18 protein-coding genes and 1 tRNA gene are annotated in these 20,239 nt (G+C 71.3%); 6 read left to right on the top strand and 13 right to left on the bottom strand.

What is annotated here, in order from left to right:
* Positions 1–111 precede the first annotated feature (111 nt).
* The gene (locus tag AC6EI4_RS10920; RefSeq protein WP_498422796.1) at positions 112–1,740 is read right to left on the bottom strand and encodes an ABC transporter substrate-binding protein; all 1,629 of its coding nucleotides are present in this window, start codon (positions 1,738–1,740) and stop codon (positions 112–114) included.
* Positions 1,741–2,006: 266 nt separating this feature from the next.
* On the opposite strand from AC6EI4_RS10920, the gene aqpZ reads away from it, so the two are divergent.
* Entirely contained in the window at positions 2,007–2,768 is a 762-nt protein-coding gene (aqpZ, locus tag AC6EI4_RS10915) for an aquaporin Z (RefSeq protein ID WP_498422798.1), read from the top strand.
* Between the two features lie 22 nt (positions 2,769–2,790).
* Here the strand turns inward: aqpZ and AC6EI4_RS10910 are convergent, their stop codons facing one another.
* The 3 genes from AC6EI4_RS10910 to metH form a co-directional block, all read right to left on the bottom strand.
* Positions 2,791–3,486, bottom strand: a complete 696-nt coding sequence (locus tag AC6EI4_RS10910) for an HAD family hydrolase (protein WP_498451600.1) — start codon at positions 3,484–3,486, stop codon at positions 2,791–2,793.
* A gap of 127 nt (positions 3,487–3,613) precedes the next feature.
* Positions 3,614–3,961 carry a UBP-type zinc finger domain-containing protein gene (locus AC6EI4_RS10905; RefSeq protein ID WP_498451454.1) on the bottom strand — a complete coding sequence of 116 codons (348 nt, stop codon included), beginning with the start codon at positions 3,959–3,961 and terminating at the stop codon, positions 3,614–3,616.
* Positions 3,962–4,095: 134 nt separating this feature from the next.
* The gene (metH, locus tag AC6EI4_RS10900) at positions 4,096–7,833 is read right to left on the bottom strand and encodes a methionine synthase (protein ID WP_498451453.1); all 3,738 of its coding nucleotides are present in this window, start codon (positions 7,831–7,833) and stop codon (positions 4,096–4,098) included.
* A gap of 146 nt (positions 7,834–7,979) precedes the next feature.
* Between metH and AC6EI4_RS10895 the strand changes: the two genes are divergently transcribed.
* Entirely contained in the window at positions 7,980–8,828 is an 849-nt protein-coding gene (locus AC6EI4_RS10895) for a PAC2 family protein (RefSeq protein ID WP_498423132.1), read from the top strand.
* A gap of 25 nt (positions 8,829–8,853) precedes the next feature.
* Here the strand turns inward: AC6EI4_RS10895 and mshC are convergent, their stop codons facing one another.
* Genes mshC through AC6EI4_RS10875 form a run of 4 tightly spaced genes read right to left on the bottom strand, consistent with a single transcriptional unit; the run spans position 8,854 to position 12,297 of the window.
* Positions 8,854–10,092 (bottom strand): cysteine--1-D-myo-inosityl 2-amino-2-deoxy-alpha-D-glucopyranoside ligase, encoded by a 1,239-nt coding sequence (gene mshC, locus AC6EI4_RS10890; RefSeq protein WP_498451452.1) that lies wholly within the window; start codon positions 10,090–10,092, stop codon positions 8,854–8,856.
* Positions 10,093–10,128: 36 nt separating this feature from the next.
* Entirely contained in the window at positions 10,129–10,929 is an 801-nt protein-coding gene (locus tag AC6EI4_RS10885) for an SCO1664 family protein (protein ID WP_498422807.1), read from the bottom strand.
* Positions 10,926–11,504, bottom strand: a complete 579-nt coding sequence (locus tag AC6EI4_RS10880) for a DUF3090 domain-containing protein (RefSeq protein ID WP_498422809.1) — start codon at positions 11,502–11,504, stop codon at positions 10,926–10,928. Before AC6EI4_RS10880 ends, AC6EI4_RS10885 begins: the two co-directional genes overlap by 4 nt.
* Positions 11,505–11,514: 10 nt before the next feature.
* The gene (locus tag AC6EI4_RS10875; protein WP_498451451.1) at positions 11,515–12,297 is read right to left on the bottom strand and encodes a histidine phosphatase family protein; all 783 of its coding nucleotides are present in this window, start codon (positions 12,295–12,297) and stop codon (positions 11,515–11,517) included.
* 32 nt (positions 12,298–12,329) lie between these two features.
* Between AC6EI4_RS10875 and corA the strand changes: the two genes are divergently transcribed.
* Positions 12,330–13,310 carry a magnesium/cobalt transporter CorA gene (gene corA, locus AC6EI4_RS10870; RefSeq protein WP_498451450.1) on the top strand — a complete coding sequence of 327 codons (981 nt, stop codon included), beginning with the start codon at positions 12,330–12,332 and terminating at the stop codon, positions 13,308–13,310.
* A 10-nt stretch (positions 13,311–13,320) separates the two neighbouring features.
* Here corA and AC6EI4_RS10865 read toward each other — a convergent pair whose 3' ends face one another.
* Positions 13,321–14,145, bottom strand: a complete 825-nt coding sequence (locus AC6EI4_RS10865; RefSeq protein WP_498451449.1) for an undecaprenyl-diphosphate phosphatase — start codon at positions 14,143–14,145, stop codon at positions 13,321–13,323.
* 100 nt (positions 14,146–14,245) lie between these two features.
* Here AC6EI4_RS10865 and AC6EI4_RS10860 point away from each other — a divergent pair, with 100 nt between their 5' ends.
* Both AC6EI4_RS10860 and AC6EI4_RS10855 read left to right on the top strand, forming a co-directional pair.
* On the top strand, positions 14,246–15,193 hold the full coding sequence (locus AC6EI4_RS10860; RefSeq protein ID WP_498422815.1) for an aldo/keto reductase: 948 nt from the start codon (positions 14,246–14,248) through the stop codon (positions 15,191–15,193).
* A gap of 1 nt (position 15,194) precedes the next feature.
* The gene (locus tag AC6EI4_RS10855) at positions 15,195–15,425 is read left to right on the top strand and encodes a DUF5703 family protein (RefSeq protein WP_498422816.1); all 231 of its coding nucleotides are present in this window, start codon (positions 15,195–15,197) and stop codon (positions 15,423–15,425) included.
* Between the two features lie 87 nt (positions 15,426–15,512).
* Here the strand turns inward: AC6EI4_RS10855 and AC6EI4_RS10850 are convergent, their stop codons facing one another.
* Both AC6EI4_RS10850 and AC6EI4_RS10845 read right to left on the bottom strand, forming a co-directional pair.
* Complete coding sequence (locus AC6EI4_RS10850) at positions 15,513–16,205, bottom strand: type 1 glutamine amidotransferase domain-containing protein (RefSeq protein ID WP_498451448.1); 693 nt, start codon at positions 16,203–16,205, stop codon at positions 15,513–15,515.
* 294 nt (positions 16,206–16,499) lie between these two features.
* Positions 16,500–17,819 (bottom strand): M20/M25/M40 family metallo-hydrolase, encoded by a 1,320-nt coding sequence (locus tag AC6EI4_RS10845; RefSeq protein ID WP_498422819.1) that lies wholly within the window; start codon positions 17,817–17,819, stop codon positions 16,500–16,502.
* Between the two features lie 81 nt (positions 17,820–17,900).
* Between AC6EI4_RS10845 and AC6EI4_RS10840 the strand changes: the two genes are divergently transcribed.
* A tRNA-Leu gene (locus AC6EI4_RS10840) sits at positions 17,901–17,985 on the top strand.
* A gap of 79 nt (positions 17,986–18,064) precedes the next feature.
* Here AC6EI4_RS10840 and AC6EI4_RS10835 read toward each other — a convergent pair.
* Together AC6EI4_RS10835 and AC6EI4_RS10830 are read right to left on the bottom strand one after the other, a co-directional pair.
* A complete protein-coding gene (locus tag AC6EI4_RS10835; RefSeq protein WP_498451447.1) occupies positions 18,065–18,385 on the bottom strand; it encodes a hypothetical protein in 321 nt (106 codons plus the stop codon).
* 131 nt (positions 18,386–18,516) lie between these two features.
* Complete coding sequence (locus tag AC6EI4_RS10830; RefSeq protein WP_498451446.1) at positions 18,517–20,193, bottom strand: FAD-dependent oxidoreductase; 1,677 nt, start codon at positions 20,191–20,193, stop codon at positions 18,517–18,519.
* Between the last annotated feature and the right edge of the window lie 46 nt (positions 20,194–20,239).

The raw sequence follows: 20,239 nt of genomic DNA, 5'->3' as shown, positions 1-20,239 counted from the left end.
TCTGGGGCGTGCCGGCCAGGACACGCACGGTGGGGCGGGGTGGGACGGGTGGGACGGGTGGGACAAGGGCGAGGGAGGAGGGCGCAGCGCGCGCCCTCCTCCCCCAGGTGATCAGCTGTTCTTCGAGATGCCCCAGAAGCGGAAGATGTACGTCGGGTCGAGCGTCTCCTCGACCCCCTCCATCTCCGAGCTCGCCACCGCGACGTTCTGGCCGTTCCAGGACGGGATCAGCGGCACGTCCTCGGCCACGATGTCCTGGATCTGCCCGATCAGGTCGCTGCGGGTGCCCTCGTCGGTCTCGGCCAGCTCCTGGTCGAGCAGGGCGTTGACCTCTTCGCTGTTGTAGTTGTTGGCGTAGAAGCCGCCCTCACGCAGGAACGGGGTGAGGTAGTTGTCGGCGTCCAGGAAGTCGGGGTACCAGCCCAGGATGAACAGGTCGTAGGCGCCCTCCTTGTAGAGGGTCTGGTACTCCTCCCACTCGGCGTCCTGCGTGGTCACCTCGAACAGGCCGCTGTCGTTGAGCTGCGCGGCGAGCTCGTTGGCCTCGTCCACGGCGTTGGGGCCGTAGTGGGTGGGCGTGTAGCCGAGCGTCAGCTTCACCGGGGTCTTGATGCCGGCGTCGCTGAGCAGCTTCTTCGCGGCCTCCACATCGGGCTCGCCGTACTTCTCCTCGAAGGAGTCCTTCTGGCCACCGAACCCGGGCGGCACGATGGACTGCGCCGGCTCGACGGTGCCGTCGTAGGCGTCCTGGGCGATCGCCTCGCGGTCGATGATCTGGGCGACGGCCTGCCGGGTGGCCACGTCCTTGGCGACCGGGTTGGCGAACTGCCACACCCAGTAGCGGAACTCCGAGCCCTCGCCGTGCAGCACGTCGACCTTGCCGCCCTCCTCGAGGGAGTTCAGGTCGGTGGGGCTCAGGGTGCGCCAGGCCACGTCGACCTGGCCGGACTCGACGGCCTGCTTGAGCGGTGCCGCGTCCTCGAAGTACTGCACGAAGATCTGCGAGCTCTTGGGCGCACGCTCGCCGTCGTACTCGGCGTTGGCCTCGAGGACGGCCTGCTCGCCGGGCTTGTACTGGCTGAGCTTGAAGGGGCCGGAGCCGATCACCTCGGCGTCGCCCAGAAGCTTGTCCGCCGGGAAGGTCTCCTCGTCCACGATCGAGGCCGTGGCCGTGCTGAGCACCTTGAGGAAGGTGGTGTCGGGCTTGTTGAGGTGGAAGACGACGGTGGTGTCGTCGGGCGTCTCGATCGCGCCCTCGGCCAGCGCCGGCTTCTTCTCGTCGCCGTTGCTGATCGCGCCGAGGAGCACCGAGGAGCCGTTGGGGTCGGCGATCGCGATGTTGCGCTCGAAGGAGAACTTCACGTCCGAGGAGGTGAGCTCGTTGCCGTTGGAGAACTTCAGCCCCTCGCGCAGGGTGCAGGTCACCGTCTCGGCGTCGTCGTAGTCGCAGGACTCCGCGGCGTCGCCCACCGGCGCGTCGGCCCCGGCGGGGATGGAGACCAGCTGCTCGAAGATGTTGAACTGCATGTTCCACGAGCCGAAGTCGTAGGACCCGGCGGGGTCCATCGCGGTCACGGACTCCGTGGTGCCCAGGATCCAGGGGGCGCCGCTGGCGTCGCCCGCGCCGTTCCCGCCGTCGCCGTTGCCGCCGTCACCTTCGTCGTCGCCGCCGCAGGCGACGAGGGACGCCATCAGCACGCCCACCCCCGCCAGCGCGATCGCATGCCTTCTGCGGTTCACGTCCAGACCCCTTACTGACTCGGACCCGGGCCCGAATGAGACCGGTTTCGGGGAACATACTGGCCGCAGTGTGAGCCACGCCACGGGAGAAACCCCGGTGGCAGGTCCCAAATCGGCAACGATCTGCACGACAGCCGGACACGGAGCTCCGTTGAGCGGACCCCTTCGATGGAGCAGGACCCGAGCCATTTGGGCGTGCGAGGTGCACACTTGAGGACTACCCGGAGCGGGGAGCGTCCTCGGTCCGCGAGCCCCTCGGAGGCACGATGTCGACTCCCATCCCGATGACGCACCGGCTGGCAGCGGAATTCCTGGGCACGTTCGTGCTCGTCCTGGGCGGGTGCGGCTCAGCCGTGCTCGCGGCCGGGTTCCTCAGCGACGACGACGTGCACCTGGGCATCGGCTTCCTGGGCGTCTCGTTCGCCTTCGGGTTGACGGTGCTGACCATGGCCTACGGGGTCGGGCACGTCTCCGGAGGACACTTCAACCCGGCGGTCACCCTCGGGCTTGCCTCAGGGGGGCGGTTCCCGTGGAAGGACACCCCCGCCTACATCGTCGTACAGGTGGTGGCCGCGATCGCCGCGGCCGCCGTGCTCTACCTGGTGGCGTCGGGGCAGGCCGGGTTCTCCGCCGAGGAGTCCGGGTTCGCCAGCAACGGCTATGGCGACCGGTCGCCGGGTGAGTACTCGCTGCTGGCGTGCGTGGTCATCGAGGTGGTGCTGACCGCGATCTTCCTCTACGTGATCCTCGGCGTCACCGACACCCGGGCACCCAAGGGCTTCGCGCCGCTGGCCATCGGCATGACGCTGACCCTGATCCACCTGATCAGCATCCCGGTCACCAACACCTCGGTGAACCCGGCCCGCTCCATCGGCCCCGCGCTCTTCGCCGGCGGCGACGCGATCGCCCAGCTGTGGCTGTTCATCCTCGCGCCGATCTGCGGAGCGCTGATCGCCGGACTCAGCTACGGCGCCCTGCTCGGGCGCGAGGAGCCCGCGTCCACGTTGCGCAGCGCCTCCGAGGGCTGAGCGCGCCCGGACGGCCGCGGCGTCAGGGCGTCAGCCGGCGCAGCGCGGCGGCGTCCAGGCCGACCAGGGTGTCGCGGAAGACCCGGTTCTCGGACTCCAGGATCGGCACGTGGTTGGGCACGCACAGCACCAGGCAGCCCGCGGCCTCGGCCGAGCGGGCGCCGGTGTTGGAGTCCTCGATGGCCAGGCACGACGACGGGTCGAGCCCCAGAGCGCCGGCGGCCTTGAGGTAGGGCTCGGGGTGCGGCTTGCCGTGGGTGACCGCGTCGCCGGTGACGACCTCGGCGAAGGTCCCCGGCGGTAGGGCGGCCAGCACCGGCTCGACGAAGCGCCGGTAGGACATCGTGACCAGGGCGCACGGCACCCCGTTGCCGCCCAGGTCCGCCAGCAGCTCGCGGGCGCCGGGTCGCCAGGGCACCTCGCGCTCGACCCGGGCCACCACTCCGTCGAGCAGCTCCTCCACGATCTGCGAGGGCTCGAGGTCGATGCCCATGTGCTCGCGGATGTAGCGCCCCGAGCTGATCAGGTCGTTGCCGACCAGCTCCAGCGCGTGCTCGTGGGTCCACTTCCCGCCGTGGCGCTCGGCGAGCTCGAACTCGGTGGCGATCCAGTACGGCTCGGTGTCGACGAGGGTGCCGTCCATGTCCCACAGGACGGCGTGGGGGAACTCGGCGTGGCCGGTCCGACCTCCGGGTTCTCCCGATTCGGCGGTGTTCAGAAGGTCCTCCCTCAGGCTCCGTGCGGCGTTCCTGTGCGACGGCCCACCCTAGAACCGAGGTGCGCGGCCTGCGCCAACGGGTCGCAGGACCACCGGCGCTGATCCTGCCTCACCCGTGCTCGCGCAGTCAGAGGAGCCGGGACTCCCAGTCCGCGGGCACCAGGTGCGCCGGCGCCGGCGCTCCCTGGTCGAGGGGACGATGGTGCGGGGCAGCGAGCTCGGGTCCGCTGCGCGTCCGCTCGTCCGCGTAGTCCCAGAACCACGACTCCCCGGGTTCGAAGCTCTGCACGTAGCGGTGTCCGGTGCTGCGGTGGTGGGCGGTGGCGTGCTGCGACGGCGAGGAGTCGCAGCAGCCGACATGCCCGCACCGCGCGCACCGGCGCAGGTGGAACCACCAGCCGTCCGGGGTGGCGAGGCACTCGGCGCAGCCGGTCCCCGACGGGGGGACGGAGCGGTCGATTTCGGTCTCGGTCATGCGAGTCCTCGAGGTGTGGGAGGGCGCCCCGGTGAGGGAGCCCTGGGCCGCAGCGGCGACCCACACATTGTGTCGATCGCGCGCGCGAGAAACCAGGGCTCCGCCCGACCTCAGCACAGGCGCGTCGGAGCGGCTCAGTCCTCCGGGTCGTAGGCGAGGTTGGAGGAGAGCCAACGCTCGGCCTCCGCGATCGTCCAGCCCTTGCGCCGCGCGTAGTCCTCGACCTGGTCGCGACCGACCCGGCCGACGACGAAGTACTGCGACTGCGGGTGGGAGAAGTACCAGCCCGAGACGGCTGCGCCGGGCCACATCGCCATCCCGTCGGTGAGCTCGATCTCGGTGTTGGCGTTGACGTCGAGCAGCTCCCACAGGGTCCGCTTCTCGGTGTGCTCGGGACAGGCCGGGTAGCCGGGCGCCGGGCGGATCCCCTCGTAGCGCTCCGCGATCAGGGCCTCGTTGTCGAGCGTCTCGTCGGGGGCGTGGCCCCAGAACTCCTTGCGGACCCGCTCGTGCAGGTGCTCGGCGAACGCCTCGGCCAGCCGGTCGGCGAGCGACTCGAGCAGGATCGCGGAGTAGTCGTCGCTCTGCTTCTTGAAGGCCTCGATCCGCTCGTGGATGCCCAGGCCGGCGGTCACCGCGAAGGCGCCCACGTGGTCGGGCAGCCCGCTCTCCTGCGGCGCCACGAAGTCGCCCAGGCACCGGTTCGGCACGCCGTCGCGGTGCTCGCCCTGCTGGCGCAGGTTGTGCAGTGTCCTCAGCACCTCGGTGCGCGACTCGTCGGTGTAGAGCACGATGTCGTCGCCGACCGCGTGAGCGGGGAAGAAGCCGAAGACGGCGTTGGCGGTGAGCCACTTCTCCGAGACGATCCGGTCGAGCATGGCCTGCGCGTCGTCGTACAGGGCGCGGGCGGTCTCGCCGGTCGTCGGGTTGTTGAGGATGTCGGGGAAGCGCCCCTTCATCTCCCAGGCGTTGAAGAACGGCTGCCAGTCGATGTAGTCGCGCAGCACCCCGAGGTCGTAGCCGGACAGCACGTGTACGCCGGGCTGGCGCGGGGCGGGCGGCTGGTAGCCCTCCCAGTCGATCGGGGTGCGGTTGGCCCGCGCCTGCTCCAGGGAGAGCATCGGGCGGTCCTGCTTGGTGGCGTAGCGGGTGCGCAGCGCGTCGTAGTCGGTCTTCAGGTCGGCCAGCAGCTTGGGGCGCTGGGCGTCGCTGAGCAGCGCGGCCAGCACCGGCACCGAGCGCGAGGCGTCCTTGACCCAGACGACGGGGCCGTCGTACTTGCCGTCCACCTTGACCGCGGTGTGCGCGCGCGAGGTGGTCGCGCCGCCCACCAGCAGCGGGATGGTGAGCCCCTGGCGCTGCATCTCGGCGGCCACGGTGACCATCTCGTCGAGCGAGGGCGTGATCAGCCCGGACAGCCCGATCGCGTCCGCGTCCACCTCGACGGCCTTGTCGATGATCTTCTGCACCGGCACCATCACGCCGAGGTCGACGACCTCGAAGTTGTTGCACTGCAGCACCACGCCGACGATGTTCTTGCCGATGTCGTGGACGTCGCCCTTGACGGTGGCCATCACGATCGTGCCGTTGGTGTCCTTGGCGGTGGCGTACTGGGGGTTGTCGAGCTTCTCCTGCTCGATGAACGGGATCAGGTAGGCCACGGCCTTCTTCATCACCCGTGCGGACTTCACCACCTGCGGCAGGAACATCTTGCCGGCCCCGAACAGGTCGCCGACCACGTTCATGCCGTCCATCAGCGGACCCTCGATGACCTCGATCGGCCGCCCGCCGCGCACCTCGATCTCGGCACGGAGCTCCTCGGTGTCGGACTCCGCGTAGGCGTCGATGCCCTTGACCAGCGCGTGCGTGATCCGCTCGCCGACCGGCAGCGAGCGCCACTCCTCGGTCACCGCCTCGGTGCGCCCGGCGGCCCGGTTGTGCTCCTCGGCGACCTCGAGCAGCCGCTCGGCGGCGTCGGGGCGCCGATTGAGGACGACGTCCTCGATGCGCTCGCGCAGCTCGGGGTCGACCTCGTCGTAGACCACCAGCGCGCCGGCGTTGACGATTCCCATGTCCAGGCCGGCGGCGATCGCGTGGTAGAGGAAGACCGCGTGGATCGCCTCGCGGACCGGGTTGTTGCCGCGGAAGGAGAACGACACGTTGGAGATGCCGCCGGAGACCTTGGCCCCGGGCAGGTTCTCCTTGATCCAGCGGGTGGCCTCGATGAAGTCCAGCCCGTACGACGCGTGCTCCTCGATGCCGGTCGCCACGGCGAACACGTTGGGGTCGAAGATGATGTCCTCGGCGGGGAACCCGACCTCCTCGGTGAGGATGCGGTAGGCCCGGGCGCAGATCTCCTTGCGCCGCTCGAGGTCGTCGGCCTGGCCGTCCTCGTCGAAGGCCATCACCACGGCCGCCGCGCCGTACTTGCGGCACAGCCGGGCGTGCTCGCGGAAGGCGTCCTCGCCCTCCTTCATCGAGATCGAGTTGACGATCGCCTTGCCCTGCACGCACTTGAGCCCGGCCTCGATCACCTCCCACTTGGAGGAGTCGATCATCACCGGCACCCGGCTGATGTCCGGCTCGCCGGCGACCAGCTTGAGGAAGCGGTCCATGGCGGCGACGCCGTCGATCATCCCCTCGTCCATGTTGACGTCGATGACCTGGGCGCCGTTCTCCACCTGCTGGGCGGCCACCGCCAGGGCCGCGTCGTAGTCGGAGTCCTTGATCAGCTTGCGGAAGCGCGCCGACCCGGTGATGTTGGTGCGCTCGCCGACGTTGACGAAGAGGCTGTCGGGGGTGATGTTGAACGGCTCCAGGCCCGAGAGGCGGGTGGCGGGCGCGATTGTGCTCGGCTGGTGCGGGGTGCCGGACGCGGCGGCCTTCGCGATCTCGGAGATGTGCTCGGGGGTGGTGCCGCAGCAGCCGCCGAGCAGGTTCACCAGGCCGTTGCCGGCGAACTCGGCCAGCACGGCGGCCATCTGCTGGGCGGTCTCGTCGTACTCCCCGAAGGCGTTGGGGAGTCCGGCGTTGGGGTAGCAGGAGATGAAGCAGTCCGCGACCCGGCCCAGCTCGGCGATGTAGGGGCGCATGTCGGTGGCGCCCAGGGCGCAGTTGAGCCCGATCGCCAGCGGCCGCGCGTGGCGCACGGCGTTCCAGAAGGCCTCGGGCAGCTGACCCGACAGGGTGCGTCCCGAGGCGTCGGTGATGGTGCCCGAGATGACCACCGGCCAGCGGCGCCCGCGCTCCTCGAAGAGCGTCTCCAGGGCGAAGATCGCCGCCTTGGCGTTGAGGGTGTCGAAGATCGTCTCGATCAGCAGCAGGTCGGCGCCGCCGTCGACCAGGCCCCGGGCCTGCTCGAGGTAGGCCTCGGCGAGCTCGTCGAAGCTGGTGTTGCGCTTGCCAGGGTCGTTGACGTCGGGACTGATCGACGCGGTGCGGTTGGTCGGGCCGAGCCCGCCGGCCACGTACCGGGGCCGGTCCGGGGTCTGCGCGGTGACCTCGTCGGCAGCCTGCCGGGCGAGGCTGGCCGAGGCGAAGTTGAGCTCGTAGGCCAGGTCCTCGAGGCCGTAGTCGGCCTGGGAGATGCGCTGGGCGCTGAAGGTGTTGGTGGCGACGATGTCCGCGCCCGCCTCCAGGTAGCTGCGGTGGATCGCGCGGATCACGTCGGGGCGCGTCAGCGACAGCACGTCGGAGTTGCCCTTGAGCTCGCGGTCGGTGTCGGCGAACCGCTCACCGCGGTAGTCGGGCTCCTCGAGGCCGTAGCCCTGGATCATCGTGCCCATCGCACCGTCGATCACCAGGATGCGGGTGCGCATCGCCTCGGAGAGCTGCTCGGTGAGATCGGGACGAATCAGCTCGGACGGGCTCACAGGTTCTCCTCAAGGTCGCGGACACGGACCGCGTCCTCCAGCCTAGGCAGGCTTGTCCGTCTCGTGGACCGGCTTCCCGCATCGTGACACCGCCGGTCGGCACGGAGGAAATCCCCGGCCGCGACTAGGCTGGGTGGGTGATCGAGATGGACGACGTGCCCGAGCTGGTCGACCCGGTGGTGATCGCCGCCTTCGAGGGGTGGAACGACGCGGCCGACTCCGCCTCGTCGGTCATCGACCACCTGATCGACGTCTGGCAGGCACGCATCGTCGGCGCGGTCGACCCCGAGGAGTTCTACGACTTCCAGGTCAACCGTCCCGTCGTCGGGACCGACGCGCTCGGCCACCGTCGCATCCAGTGGCCCACCACCCGGATCGCGGTCGCCTCGCCCCCGGGCATGGGACGCGACGTGATCCTGGTGCGCGGCATCGAGCCGAACATGCGCTGGCGGCAGTTCTGCGCCGAGCTGCTCGCCGCCTGCGACGACCTGGGCAGCCAGCTGGTGGTGACGCTCGGTGCGCTGCTCGCCGACGCCCCGCACACCCGCCCGATCCCGGTGACGGGCACCGCCACCGAGCCCGAGCTGGTAGACCGGCTCAAGCTCGAGCAGTCCTCCTACGAGGGGCCCACCGGGATCGTCGGCGTCTTCCAGGACGCCTGCGTGCGCCTCGACATCCCGGCCGTCTCCTACTGGGCCGCGGTCCCCCACTACGTGGCCTCTCCCCCCTGCCCCAAGGCCACCCTGGCCCTGGTCGGTCAGCTGGAGGACCTGCTCGAGACGAGCATCCCGCTCGGCGAGCTGCCCGACGACGCCCGCGCCTGGGAGCGCGGCGTCGACGAGCTCGCCGAGGAGGACGAGGACGTCGCCGACTACGTGCGCGCCCTCGAGGAGACCCGGGACACCACCGACCTGCCGGAGGCCTCGGGCGAGGCGATCGCCCGCGAGTTCGAGCGCTACCTCAAGCGGCGCGGGGACGACCCGGCCGGCGGCTGAGCCGCACCGACCCGGCCGGCCCGCCTCACAGAGCCAGGCCGAGGGCCGCGTCGAGCAGCGTCCGGATCGTCGCCGCGGCGCTCGGGTCGCTGGTGTCGGCCAGGCCGTCGGTGCCGAGCGTGGCCGCGACCCAGGCGTCGACGGCCGCCAGCGCCGTGGGCGCGTCGAGGTCGTCGGCCAGGGCGCCGAGCACGATGTCGACGACCGGCGCGGCCGGCGCCCCGGCGCCCAGGGACAGCGCCTGGCGCATCCGCACCAGCGCGTCCACCGAGGCCCAGAGCTGGTCGTCGGTCCACTCCCAGTCGGAGCGGTAGTGGTGGCGCAGCAGCGTCAGCCGGATCGCCATCGGGTCGACGTCGCTGCGGCGCAGGGCGGAGACGAACACCAGGTTGCCGCGCGACTTCGACATCTTCTCGCCGTCGTAGCCGACCATCCCGGCGTGGGAGTAGACCTGCGCGAACGGCGTGCCGGGCACGGCCACCTGGGCGTGGCCCGCGCACATCTCATGGTGCGGGAACACCAGGTCACTGCCGCCGCCCTGGACGTCGAAGGCGCCGCCGAGGTGCTCCATCGCGATGGCCGTGCACTCGATGTGCCAGCCGGGGCGGCCCGGCCCGAAGGGGCTCTCCCAGGCCGGCTCGCCGGGGCGCTCCGCGCGCCACAGCAGGCAGTCCAGGGGGTCGCGCTTGCCGGGCCGGTCCGGGTCGCCGCCGCGCTCGGGGAAGATCCGCAGCATCTCCTCGCGGTCCAGGCGGGACACCGCGCCGAAGTCGGGGTCGGCGGCCACGGAGAAGTAGAGGTCGTCGTCGACACGGTAGACCGAGCCGGTGGTCTCGAGCCGGGCGATCAGCTCGACCGCGAGCGGGATCGACTCGACCGCGCCGATGTAGTGCGCCGGCGGCAGCACCCGCAGCGCCTCCATGTCCTGGCGGAAGAGCTCGGTCTCCCGCTCGGCCAGCTCGCGCCAGTCGATGTCGACCTTGGCGGCCCGCTCGAGCAGCGGGTCGTCGACGTCGGTGACGTTCTGCACGTAGGTCACCTCGTGTCCGGCGCTGCGCCAGGCCCGGTTGAGCAGGTCGAAGGCGAGGTACGTCGCGGCGTGGCCCATGTGCGTGGCGTCGTAGGGCGTGATGCCGCAGACGTAGAGCCGGGCCGGTCCCACCGGGTCGGTGGCCACCACGGCGTCGGTCGCGGTGTCGTGCAACCGGACGATGGGACCCGTGACGGGCAGGGTCGGGACGTCTGGAGCAGACCACGTACGCATGGCGGGCAGCCTAGCCAACCCCCTGCACGGGTCAGGTCAGAAGGGTGGCCACGGGATCGACGGCCAGCCCCCGCCGGGCGTCGGCATCGCCTCGCGGCGCAGCAGCAGCGCGCACCGGGAGAGGAAGGCGCCGACCTCGGCGCCGGTGACGAGCTCGGCCAGCTCCGGGCCCAGGGTGCCGGCTCCGGTGGACAGGGCGAGGTCCTCGACGCGCCGTACGGCGTCGAGCTCCTCGGTGCGCAGGTCCTGGCCGGCCCAGCCCCACAGCACCGTGCGGAGCTTGTCCTCGACGTGGAAGCTCACGCCGTGGTCGACGCCGTAGCGGTGCCCGTCGGTCATCGCCAGGACGTGTCCGCCTTTGCGGTCGCCGTTGTTGACCAGCACGTCGAAGATCGCCATCCGGCGCAGCGCGGGCGTGTCCTCGTGGATCAGCGACACCGGGCTGTCGTTGCCGTCGACGCCGTCGAAGACCCGGCACCACCCCGGGGGCACCTCGCCCTCGGGCACGATGTCGACGGCGCTCTGCTCCGGGTCGGGCTCACGCCACAGCTGGACCATCCCCGGACCGTGCGGTCCGTCGCGCAGGAACGTGAGCGGGACGACGTCCCAGCCGAGGGCCTGCGAGACGGCGTACGCCGCCACCTCGCGCTGGGCGAGCGTGCCGTCGGGGAAGTCCCACAGCGGACGCTCCCCCGCCACCGGCTTGTAGACCACCCGGACGTCGTCGATCTCGCCGATGAAGGTGGCGTTGGAGGCGGGCATCACCCGCCCGTGCAGCTCGATCGGAGCGGTCCGGAGCTGTTCGACGTCGACCTCCGCCGGGCCGGGTGCGCTCACGGGTCGCGTCGACGGAACCCGTTGGCGCGCACGCACAGGTGGCCCTCGGGGTCGATCGGGTGGCCGCAGAACGGACAGTCGGGGCGTCCGGCCTCGAGGACCTGGGCGGCGCGCTTGACGAACGCGCGCGCGGCGGCGGCGCTGAGGCGCACCAGCAGCAGCTCGTCGGGCTCGGGCTCCTCGAGCTCCTCGTCGAGCTGGTCGGGGGCGACCACCGCGGCCTCGCTGAACGGGAAGACCTCGATCACGATGCGCTCGTCGGTGGGGTCCCACGACAGCGTCATCGTGCCCGCCCGGAACTCCTCCTCGATCGGCTGCTCCAGCGGGGCGGTGTCCTCGAGGTCGAGTGGCGCCACGGCGGGGACGACCGCCTCGGTGGTGGCCCGGACCATCACCTCGTCGAGGAGCTCGTCGATCCGCTCGGTGAGGGCGGCCACCTGCTGCTTCTCCAGCGAGACGCTGATCACGCGTGCGCCCTCGCGTGCCTGCAGGAAGAAGGTCCGCTGGCCGGGAGGGCCGACGGTGCCGGCGACGAAGCGCTCCGGAGGGTCGAAACCGTGGACGAGGGGTGCCATGTCCCCCACCTTATGACCCGACAGCGGCGGCGCCGGGCCCGGCGCCGCCGCCGATCACGGCGTCCCCCGGGTCGCCGGGGTCCCCTGTGGCGGCCGCGTCGGTGCCCGGGGCGCCCGGTGCGGCGGCCGCTGCGGCGGCCGCGGGGGGCGCGACGAGCCAGTCCAGCGCGCCGGCGTGGGTGTTCACGCCCAGCACGAACGGACGGGTCGCGGTGTAGCGCACCAGCGACAGCGACGCCGGGTCGACGTGGATGCGCTGGAACAGGTCCAGGTGGGTGCCCAGCGCGTCGGCCAGCACGGATTTGATGATGTCGCCGTGGGAGACGGCCAGCCAGACGGCGCCCGGCCCGTGCTCGGCCTCGACCGCGGCGTCGTGGCGGCGGATCGCCTCCACCGCCCGCGCCTGCATCGCGAACATCGACTCCCCGCCGGGGAAGGTCACCGCGGAGGGCTGCTGCTGCACGACCCGCCAGAGGTCCTCCTGGGCGAGCTCCTTGATCGAGCGGCCCTGCCACTGCCCGTAGTCGCACTCCAGCAGTCCGCGCTCGGTGATCACCGGCGGCGCGGGGCGCTCGTGCGCCTGGGCCCTGGCGATCGCCGACGCCGTCTGCCGGCACCGGGTCAGCGGGCTGGTGACGATGGCCGCCAGCGGCACCGCGGCGAGCCGCTCACCGGCGGCGAGGGCCTGCCGGGCGCCGGTGTCGTCGAGGCGGACGCCCGCCTGACGACCGGCGAGCACGCCGGACGCGTTGGCGGTCGTGCGCCCGTGGCGCGCGAGGATCACAGTGGCCATGGCGTGGAGCGTATCCGTCGTACAGTGACCCGATGATCGTGGAGAGCGCGCTCTACTGCGGCGGCGTCCGGGAAGAGGGCGCCGTCGCCGTGGACCAGCTGGGTGAGGCGCGGGCGCAGGTCCGCGGAGACGACTCCTTCGTCTGGGTCGGGCTGCACGAGCCGACGGCCGAGGAGATGGACACCGTCGCCGGGCAGCTGGGCCTGCATCCGCTGGCGGTCGAGGACGCGGTAAAGGCACACCAGCGTCCGAAGCTCGAGCACTACGGCGACGACCTCTTCCTGGTCCTCAAGACGCTCTGGTACGTCGACGCCGAGGACGCCGTGGAGACCGGCGAGATCAACCTGTTCATCGGCCCCGGCTATGTCGTCACCGTGCGCCACGGTGAGGGCAACGGACTGCACTCCGCCCGCAGCTACCTGGAGGGGGCCTCCGAGGTGCTCTCCCAGGGTGCCTCGGCCGTCGTGTACGCCGTGTGCGACGTGGTGGTCGACCAGTACCAGTCCGTGGCCGCCTCGTTGGAGGTGGACGTCGACGAGGTCGAGCGGTCCGTCTTCTCGACGCTGAGCAGCCGCGACGCGGAGCGCATCTACACCCTCAAGCGCGAGATCGCCGAGGTACGCCGCGCGGTGATCCCGCTGCGGCTGCCGATGAGCAACCTCGCGGCCGGGCGCGTCGAGGGGATCCGGCAGGACAGCCGGCCGTTCTTCCGCGACGTCGACGACCACCTGGGCCGGGTGGCGGAGATCATCGACAACCTGGACGCGCTGCTCTCGTCGGCCTTCGACGCCCACGTCGCGCGGATCTCGGTGCAGCAGAACGAGGACATGCGCACGATCTCGGCGTACGCGGCCCTGGTGGTGGTGCCGACGCTGATCGCCGGGATCTATGGAATGAACTTCAAGTTCATGCCGGAGCTCGGCTGGACCTTCGGCTACCCGTTCGCGCTGGCGCTGATGGCGCTCTCGTCGGGGCTGCTGTGGGTGCAGTTCAAGCGGTCTGGCTGGCTGTGATCCCGGCGGCTCAGGCGGCGAGCACGCCGGTGGCGACGAGGCCCAGGGTGAGGGCGCCCAGCCCGATCCGGTAGATCACGAACGGCGTGTAGGAGCGGGTGGAGACGTAGCGCAGCAGCCAGGCGATGGCGGCGTACCCGACGACGAAGGAGACCACGGTCGCCACGATCGTGGGCGCCCAGCCGAAGGAGTTGTCCCCGTGCGGGATCTCCTTGAGCTCGTACAGGCCCGCGCCGACCACCGCCGGGATGGCCAGCAGGAACGCGTAGCGGGTCGCGGCCTCGCGCTCGTAGCCGAGGATCCGGCCCATCGAGATCGTCGCACCCGAGCGGGACACCCCCGGGACCAGCGCCGCCGCCTGGGCCAGCCCCATCAGCACCGCGTCGCGCAGGTTCATCTGCTTGATCTGCTTGCTGCTGCTGCTCATCTTGTCGGCGATCCCGAGGATGATGCCGAGCACGATCAGGGTGCTGCCGATGATCCACAGGCTGCGGAAGTCCTTCTCGATCACGTCCTTGAGGGCGATGCCCAGGATCACGATCGGCAGCGAGCCGATGATGATGAACCAGCCCATCCGGGCGTCGAGGTGGCCGCGGTACTCCGGCTTCACCAGCGAGCGCAGCCAGGCGGTGGCGATGCGCCAGATGTCGTGGCGGAAGTAGATGAGCACGGCGAGCTCGGTGCCGATCTGGATGACCGCGGTGAACGCCGCGCCCGGGTCGCCCCAGCCGAGCATCTCGGGGAAGATCCGCAGATGGGCGCTGCTGGAGATCGGCAGGAACTCGGTGAGCCCTTGGAGGGTCCCGAGCACGACAGCCTTGAGTAGGTCGACCACGGGCCGGAAGCCTACGTGGAAGTGTGTCGGTGCGGTCCGACACCCACGTGTACGGCGTGCCGCGGGAAGCGTCCGTGAGGGGCGTGGCTAACGTTGCGCCATGCAGCAGCGCGCGATGGGCTCGACAGGGCTCAAGGTCTCCCGGCTCGGTCTGGGGACGATGACATGGGGACGAGACACCGACGAGCATGAGGCGCGCGACCAGCTGATCGCCTTCACCGAGGCGGGTGGCTCGCTGCTGGACACGGCGGCCGGCTACGGCGACGGAGCCTCGGAGGAGCTGATCGGGTCGCTCCTCGGCGAGATCGCCGACCGCGACGACCTGGTGATCGCCACCAAGGCCGGGATCTCGCGGCGCCACGGTCAGCGTTCGACCAACACCTCGCGCGGTCATCTGCTCACCACCCTCGACGCCTCGCTGCGGCGCCTCGGGGTGGACCACGTCGACCTCTGGCAGGTGCACGTGTGGGACGACTCGACCCCGCTCGAGGAGACGCTCACCGCGCTCGACCTGGCGGTGTCCAGCGGTCGCGCGTCGTACGTGGGGATCTCGAACTACACCGGCTGGCAGACCGCGCAGGCCGCCACCTGGCAGCGCGCGGTGCCGGGGCGTGCACTGCTCGCCTCGACGCAGGTGGAGTACTCGCTGCTGAACCGCTCGATCGAGGCGGAGGTGCTGCCCGCCGCCCAGGCGCTCGGCCTCGGCGTGCTGCCCTGGTCGCCGCTGGGTCGCGGGGTGCTGACCGGGAAGTACCGGCACGGGACCCCCTCGGACTCACGCGCCGCGACCGAGCACTTCGCCGGCTTCGTCAACGCCTACCTCGGCGAGCGCAGCCGTGGCATCGTGGAGTCCGTGATCCGTGCCGCGGACGGGCTGGGCTGGTCGCCGCTCGAGGTGGCGCTGGTCTGGGTGCGCGACCGGGAGGGGGTCACCGCCCCCATCGTCGGGGCGCGGACGGCGGCACAGCTGCGTGCCGTGCTGGAGACCGAGGGGCTCGAGCTGCCCGAGGAGATCACTGACGCACTGGACGACGTCTCAGGAGAGTGAGATGAGCCCTCGCACGCATCGTCGGCCGCCCGCCCCGGGAGTGGAGTGGGAGTTCGATCGGATCACGCTGTCGCGGGAGTTCTCCCGCAACGTGGTGACCCGGCTGCTGGTGGACCGGGCCGAGCACGGCGGCTGGGAGCTGGACCGGGTGCGGATCACCCCGGACGGCACCCGGCGGGTCACCTTGCGGCGCAAGATCATCCGCCAGGCACGGCCGACCTTCTACCTGTGAGCCGCTGAGACACGTGTGCGGTCGATCCGGAGCAGGTGGTGCTCCGGATCGACCGCACTGTGCTCACGCGGCGTGCGCGCTGGCGACTCAGAGGGCCTTGAGGATCTCCTCGGCCAACGGGGCCGAGGACGCCGGGTTCTGTCCGGTGAACAGCGTCCGATCCACCACGACGTGCGGCGTCCACGGCTCGGCCTCCTGGTAGTCCGCGCCGAGCGCGATCAGGCGGTCCTGCAGCAGCCACGGTGCCTGGTCGGCCAGGCCGGCCTGGCTCTCCTCGGCGTTGCTGAAGCCGGTGAGCCGGTAGCCCGCGAACGGGCTGGTGCCGTCGGCGTCGGCGGTTGCCAGCAGCGCGGCGGGGGCGTGGCAGACGATGCCGAGCGGCTTGCCCGACTCCAGGGCCGAGACCAGCAGGCGCCCGGAGGTCTCGTCGACCGCCAGGTCCTCCATCGGGCCGTGGCCGCCGGGGTAGAACACCGCCGCGTAGTCGTCGAGCCTGGTGTCCTCGAGACGCACCGGCGTCGCGAGCTGCTCGATGCCGTCGAGCTGGGCGGCGATGGCGTCGGCCTGCTCCTGTCCCCCGTTGACGTCGGCGGCGAGGCTGGCCTTGTCGACCACCGGAGGGACTCCCCCGGGCGTCGCGATCACCACCTCGTGACCGGCGTCGGTGAAGACCCGGTACGGCGCCACGAGCTCCTCGGCCCAGAACCCGGTGGGGTGCTGGGTGCCGTCCTTCAGCGTCCAGTGCCGGGCTGCGGTGACCACGAAAAGGACCTTGCTCACGAGCTCTCCTTCGGTTGACTGCGTGCGGCGTCCTGCCCCCACCCCAACCCCCTCGCCCCCGCCCCCATTCCCCGCCCACCCGGCACGAGCTCACCTCGTACGCCCCCCGAGTCGGCGTGAACTCGCGTCGTACGGGTGCTGAGTCGGCGCGAACTCGCGTCGTACGGGTGCTGAGTCGGCGTGAACTCACGCTACGGGCGTGCGACTTCACGCCCGGTCGGCGTACCGAGCGCACGACTTCACGCCGACTCGGCGTGCTGAGCGTGCGACCTCACGCCGACTCGACGTGCTGGGTCAGGCTTCGTCGAGGAAGCGGTCGAAGACTCGGGCGCCGAAATGGAGGGCGTCGACCGGGACCCGCTCGTCGACTCCGTGGAAGAGCGCGGTGAAGTCGAGGTCGGCGGGCAGGCGCAGGGGCGCGAAGCCGTAGGAGCGCATCCCGAGCTTGGTGAAGTGCTTGGCGTCCGTCCCGGCGCTCATCAGGTACGGCGCGACGAGGGCGTCGGGGTCCTCGGCCATCAGCGAGCGCGTCATCGCGTCCACCAGGGGGGTGTCGTAGGGCATCTCCCAGGGCTGCTGGTGGCTGACGAAGTCCATCTCGACGTTCTCCCCGCACAACTCGGCGATCGTGGCGAAGAACTCATCCTCGTAGCCGGGCAGGAACCGGCCGTCGAGGTGTGCCGTGGCCTCGGTCGGGATGACGTTGACCTTGTAGCCGGCGTCGAGCATCGTCGGGTTCGCGGTGTTCCGGATGACGGCGCCCAGCATCCGAGCCGCCGGGCCGAACTCCTGGATCAGCGCCTCCGCATTCTCCGGCGTCGCCTCGGTCCCGGCGAGCTCCCCGACCGAGGCAAGCAGCACCCGCATCGCCGGGGTGAGCCGCACCGGCCACTCGTAGGCACCGATCCGGGCCACCGCTCCGGCGAGCTCGGTGATGGCGTTCTCGTGGTTGATCATCGAGCCGTGGCCGGCGCGTCCGCGGGCGCGCAGACGCATCCAGGCCATCCCCTTCTCGGCCGCCTCGATCAGGTAGATCCGCCGACCTCGCACCGTCGCGCTGAAGCCGCCCACCTCGCCGACCGCCTCGGTGCAGCCCTCGAGCTCCTCGCGCGCCACCTTGACCAGGTGCTCGGCACCCTTGTGCCCGCCGGCCTCCTCGTCGGCGGTGAAGCACAGCACGATCGGACGCTCGGGCAGCCGACCCGCGCGGGTGCGGGCCCGGACCACTGAGAGCAGCATCGCGTCGAAGTCCTTCATGTCGACCGCGCCGCGGCCCCAGACGAAGCCGTCCTGGACCTCCCCGGAGAAGGGGTGCACCTGCCAGTCCTCGGCTGCGGCCGGCACCACGTCCAGGTGGCCGTGCAGCAACAGCGGCTCACCCGTCGTACCGCCCCAGTGCGCGATCAGGGACGTGCGCCCCGGCTCGGACTCGTACATCGTCGACGTGATCCCGACCTCGTCGAGCAGGGTGGCGACCAGCTCGGCGGCCTTGCGCTCCCCGGGACCCTCGGCATCGCCGTAGTTCGAGGTGTCGATGCGGATCAGGTCGCGGCACAGGTCCACGACCTCGGCGGCGGGGTCGTACGGCGCGGGCTGGGGGCTCTCGGTGACCATGGGCACATCCTGACATCTGCACCGCCCGGGGGGTCCGATGTGAGAGTTGGGGCGAACCTTTGTTACAGTTCCACAGCACTCGTCCGGGTGGCGGAATAGGCAGACGCGCTAGCTTGAGGTGCTAGTCCTCGTATAGAGGGTGGGGGTTCAAGTCCCCCCTCGGACACTGGAAAGGCCCCGGCTCCACGGGGCCTTTTCTTCATTTCAGGCTCCTTCGTTCCGGGCGCCCAGTCGACGCACCGTCGCTACTCGGCGTTCGCCCACTTCCGGCGCACCTTCCAGACGCCATGGTCCTTCTGGTAGATCACGTGCACAGCCTGTCGTCTGATGAATCGGACGTGGCAGACCTTGTAGTACTTGTGCAACCGGCCGGCGTCTCGCCAGGCAACCCGGCCCGCGGTGTCGAACACCCGTTGGACGCGAGACATTCGCATCCCGGGGCGCACCTCGTAGAACTCGTGCCGCGTCACACAGCCCTGGCTGTCTGCCACGGCGGGCGACGCCGTGAGCATGGGCGCGCTGGACACGAGCACGGCGCCGGCGACGGAGAGTGCAGCTCGCCTCATGCCCATGCCTCCTCGAACGGTCGGCGCAGATGCGTCGACAGACTCCATCGTTGACTGGCGTACCTCCCCAGATTGCGCCCCCACGGACGAGGGCGCAACGAACGGTCACCCAGGCACCGTTCGTTACCTGTTCAACGGCGCCCCCTGCCTCCGGGCTCATCAGGAGCTACCGGCTTGGGGGTCGCGGTCTCCCGGGCGTCGATCGGCTCGCGCCGCCGCGGAGCACCGGCCGGCGCCGGGAACCGTGAGGCGAACCTCTCCGCGAGCGCGGTGATGGTCAGCGACGGGTTCACGCCGAGGTTCGCCGGGATCACGCTGGCGTCCATCACGTACAGCCCCGGGTGGCCGTGCACCTGGTGGTCCGCGTCGACGACCCCCCGGCTGGCATCGGTGCCCATCACCGCGCCGCCGAGGATGTGCGCGGTGATCGATAGCCCGCCGACCGACTCCCCCAGCAGGTTCAGCGCGCGCCCACCGGACGCGGCCGCGAACGCCCGGGTCACCTCGTTGGCGATCGGCAGGTAGCTGGGCGGCCGCTCCCCACCGGTCAGCCGGGAGCGCAGCACCCGGCGCCAGGGCCGCAGCGGCGCCGCACGCAGGTCCAGGGCGAGCTCGCTGTCATGGTGCTGCATCGTGGTCAGCACGGTCAGACGCCGCAGCAGCCCGCGCGCGGACAGCAGCCGGGCCTGGGCCCCCGGGCGGGTGATCAGCTGGCCCAGCACCCGACGTGCCCGGCGGGCGGGCCGCGCGTCGTCCACCATCGGCCCGACCTGGAAACGCATGTGCCAGCCGCCGATGTAGCGGTTCAGGGTGGTGTGGGTGCGCTCGTCGGGGTGGAAGTCGCTCGAGATCGTCGGCCCGCGGGACAGGTCCTGGCCGGGCGGCTGCAGCACCGCCGTCAGCGCCTCGGAGTTCGTCCGCACGTGCTGGCCCAGACGCGGCGAGACCCTCGGCAGGGTGCCCAGCTCGTCGCGGCAGCGGTAGAGCAGCTCCACGGTGCCCAGCACGCCGCCGGCGAGCACCACCTGCCGCGCGCGCACCGTGCCGGTCTCGCCGCGCCGCCACGGGTGGCGCACCCCCACCAGGTAGCCGCCCTCGGCCAACGGCTCGACGCGGTGCACCTCCTGCTCGGCGCGGATCCGGGCGCCGTAGCGCTCGGCGAGGTGCAGGTAGTTGCGGGTCAGCTGGTTCTTCGCGCCGTACGGGCAGCCGAGCAGGCACTCCCCGCACAGCCGGCAGCCGGTGTGCTCGGGCCCCTCCCCACCGAAGAACGGGTCAGGCTCGCGCTCGCCCTCGCGTCCGAAGTGGATGGCCAGCGGGACGGGCCCGAACGTCGCCTCGGCGCCGACCGCACGCGCGGCCGCCCGCAGATGATCGTCCATCGGCCCGTGGTGAGGGCTGGTCACCCGGCCCAGCATCCGCGCCGCCCGGGCCAGGTGGGGCTCCAGCTCGGCGCGCCACTCGACGCCCAGGCCGCTCATCGCGGGGGCGGCGTAGAAGTCCTCGCCCGGCTCGAGCAGCACGCCCGCCCAGACGATCGAGCCCCCGCCCACGCCGGTGCCGCCGATGATCGCCATGTGCCGGAAGATCCGCTGCCAGAAGAACCCGCGCAGCCCCAGCGAGGGCTGCCACAGGTAGTCGCGGGGGTCGCGCCTGGCGCGCACCAGGTCCGCGTCGGAGAGCCGCCGCCCGCGCTCCAGGACCAGCACCCGGTGCCCGGCCTCGGTCAGCCGCAGCGCGGTGACCGCGCCCCCGAACCCACTGCCGACGACCACCACATCCGCGTCGTACCCACCCTCGCGCGTCATGACCGGAGGTTAGCGGCCGGCGACCTCCCAGAAGGCCGCAATCCAG

This window comes from Nocardioides sp. Z43_10 (assembly GCF_059766615.1).
The sequence above is the reverse complement of the archived record's forward strand: the minus strand, read 5'-3'. Positions and strand labels throughout refer to the sequence as shown.